Source organism: Pseudomonas sp. 18.1.10, assembly GCF_024655625.1.
Taxonomy (GTDB): Bacteria; Pseudomonadota; Gammaproteobacteria; order Pseudomonadales; family Pseudomonadaceae; genus Aquipseudomonas.
This window is the reverse complement of sequence record NZ_JANLGL010000392.1, coordinates 1-2,789: the sequence shown is the minus strand read 5'-3', so window position 1 is coordinate 2,789 and position 2,789 is coordinate 1. Positions and strand designations below refer to the sequence as shown.

The 2,789-nt window shown below is 60.2% G+C and carries 3 protein-coding genes; all 3 read right to left on the bottom strand.

Translation table 11 applies throughout. The annotated features are described in order from the left end of the window. Positions 1–152: 152 nt before the first annotated feature. Positions 153–935: a MetQ/NlpA family ABC transporter substrate-binding protein gene (locus tag NUV89_RS29010; protein ID WP_017736875.1), complete on the bottom strand. Its 783-nt coding sequence runs from the start codon at positions 933–935 to the stop codon at positions 153–155. 122 nt (positions 936–1,057) lie between these two features. Continuing rightward, positions 1,058–1,984 carry a sigma 54-interacting transcriptional regulator gene (locus tag NUV89_RS29005; RefSeq protein ID WP_257784020.1) on the bottom strand — a complete coding sequence of 309 codons (927 nt, stop codon included), beginning with the start codon at positions 1,982–1,984 and terminating at the stop codon, positions 1,058–1,060. Between the two features lie 49 nt (positions 1,985–2,033). Continuing rightward, positions 2,034–2,615, bottom strand: coding sequence for an alpha/beta hydrolase (locus tag NUV89_RS29000; protein WP_257784019.1), 582 nt, complete (start codon positions 2,613–2,615; stop codon positions 2,034–2,036). Positions 2,616–2,789: the final 174 nt, after the last annotated feature.

The following is a 2,789-nucleotide window of genomic DNA, read 5'->3' as shown; positions in this document are numbered from 1 at the left end:
AAGATGTTCCAACTGAACCACCGCATTCGCGAGCAAGCCCGCTCCCACACAAGCCAGCTCCCACAGTTTTGACCGTATTCCAGGCCCAATAAAAAACGCCGACGCTGTAGAAGCCGTCGGCGTTGAAACCTTGAAGGGGGTTTTGGGTTACATCAGAACGCTGGCAGCACCGCGCCGCTGTATTTTTTCTCGATGAAGGCTTTGACTTCCGGGCTGGTCAGGGCCTTGGACAGTTTCTGGATCGCATCGCTGTCCTTGTTGTCCGGGCGTGCCACCAGGTAGTTCACATACGGAGAATCAGCGCCTTCGATCAACAGCGCGTCTTTCGCCGGGTTCAGACCGGCTTCCAGGGCGTAGTTGGTGTTGATAAGGTCCAGGTCAACCTGGTCCAGCACGCGTGGCAGCAAGGCCGATTCCAGCTCTTTGAACTTCAGGTTCTTCGGGTTGCTGGCGATGTCTTTCGGCGTCGCCAAGGCGTTTTTCGGGTCTTTCAGGGTAATCACGCCAGCCTTTTGCAGCAGCAACAGGGCGCGGCCGCTGTTGGAGCCTTCGTTCGGGATGGCCACGGTGGCGCCATCTTTCAGCTCGGAGATGTTCTTGATTTTTTTCGAGTAGGCGCCGAACGGTTCAACGTGTACGCCGACCACGGTGGTCAGGTTGGTGCCTTTACCTTTGTTGAAGTTTTCCAGGTACGGCAGGGTCTGGAAGTAGTTGGCGTCCAGGCGCTTCTCGGCCACTTGTACGTTGGGTTGTACGTAGTCGGTGAAGACTTTGATCTGCAGGTCCACGCCTTCTTTGGCCAGGGTTGGCTTGATGAGCTCAAGGATCTCCGCGTGCGGGATCGGCGTGGCGGCAACCACCAGTTTCTCGTTGGCTTGGGCGAAGCTTGCAGTCAGGGCAGCCGCCAGCGCGGTAAACAACAGAACCTTTTTCATGCAGTGTCCTTAATTCCGGGGCGTCGGTGACGGCCGCTTGTTATGTGGTGTGCCAGCGATGTGCTATCGCGGCGTGAAACGGACAATACCTAGATTTTTTATTCCCGAACAATATCTTTTATTCACTTTGATATTCCATTTTGCTCATGTAGGAATTTTCGTAAGGTTTCCTGCTCAGCCGGGCTGGCACTGTTGAAGATCCGCTGCAACTGCTCCAGCGGCGAACCCGCCACCGGCAGGTTCAAATGTTCGGGCAGGATCTCGTCGCCACTGCTCACCAGCAACGCAAAGTGAATAACGTTTTCCAGCTCACGGGTATTGCCCGGCCAGCTGTGCTGTTCCAGCACCTGCTGGGCTGCATCGCTAATCAACGGCACGGGCAAGTCCAGGCGCTGGCTGTAGATACCGAGGAAATATTCCGCCAGGGACAAGATATCGCCCACCCGCTCGCGCAGCGCCGGCAGTTCCAGCTGGCCTTCGCTCAGGTAATGAAACAGGCGCTCATGAAACTTGCCCGCCGCCACGGCCTGGGCCAGGTCGATGCTGGTGGCGGCGACCAGGCGCACGTCCACCGGACTCGGCTGATGGGCGCCGACGCGCGTCACTTCGTGGTTTTCCAGGGCGGCGAGCAATTTGACCTGGATCGGCAGCGGCAAGTCGCCGATCTCGTCCAGGTACAAGGTGCCGCCGTTGGCTGAACCAAACCAGCCGGCCCGGCTGCTGGCCGCGCCGCTGTGGCTGCCGGCGGCGTAACCGAACAGCTCGGCGTCGGCATAAGTCGGGCTGATCGCGCCGCAGTTGACCGAGACAAACAAGCCGCCGCGATCGCTGCCACGGTGAATGTGCCGCGCCAGCAGCTCCTTGCCGCTACCGGTCTCGCCGCGAATCAGCACGGGCAAGGCGCGCGGCGCGAGGCTTTCGAGGTCTTCGCGCAGCTGGCGCGAACGAGGGTCGACAAACACCAGCGCCTTGGCGCGGATGCTCAGCGGGCTTTTATCCGCGTCGGGAAAGGTCAGCAGTGGCTGGCCGTAGGTTTCATGCAGACTCATGGCAGGCTCCCGCCCCGGCTCCACTCAGGGACGGGGCGTTGAAAAATATTCAGGCACTACGGCGGGCGTGGTGCTCAAGGCGGTTTTGCAGGCGATAGAGGTAGGCAAAACCCTGCTCCCAGCGCTGATGGCCGGACTTCACATTGATATGCCCCGCGCCCGAGAGGATGCCGGCTTCGGCGCCCCACTGGCGTGCCAACTCCAGGGCCCGTGGGGCGCTGACGGCACTGTCGTTGTCGGAGCTGACCACCTGGCTCGGAAACGGCAGCAGGTCGCTGGGAATCGGCGCGAAATTGCGCAGGGCCGGCGAGCACGCCGGCCGTTCGACATCCGCCGGCGCCACCAGCAAGGCGCCACGCACCTGCCGCAGGAACTGCACGGGCGCCGTCGCTGCCCAATGCGCCACGGTGATGCAACCCAGGCTATGGGCGATCAGGATCACCGGCGTGCTGTCGGCGGCGATGGCCTCGGCCAGCGCGGCCACCCAGTCTTCGCGGCGCGGCGTCAGCCAATCGGCCTGCTCCACGCGGGCGCTGTTGGGCAGGCTGTTCTGCCAATGACTTTGCCAATGATCTTCTGGCGATCCTTGCCAGCCCGGCACGATCAGATAACGAATCGACTCGCTGTGCATGGGTGTGCCCTCCTGCAGCGTTTAACGTTGTAGGACAGTATAGGGACGGGTTTTATATTCGTTAAGGAATAAGAAGCTATTTATTAATAACCAAAAAACTAATCCTATGGAGATCCAAGTGTGGGAGCGGGCTTGCTCGCGAATGCGGTGTGCCAGTCGGCAAATTCATAGCTG

What these genes read in the sequence shown, in the direction of transcription:
- NUV89_RS29010 (WP_017736875.1), bottom strand. Translation starts at nt 935, where the DNA reads ATGAAAAAGGTTCTGTTGTTTACCGCGCTGGCGGCTGCCCTGACTGCA.
- NUV89_RS29005 (WP_257784020.1), bottom strand. Translation starts at nt 1,984, where the DNA reads ATGAGTCTGCATGAAACCTACGGCCAGCCACTGCTGACCTTTCCCGAC.
- NUV89_RS29000 (WP_257784019.1), bottom strand. Translation starts at nt 2,615, where the DNA reads ATGCACAGCGAGTCGATTCGTTATCTGATCGTGCCGGGCTGGCAAGGA.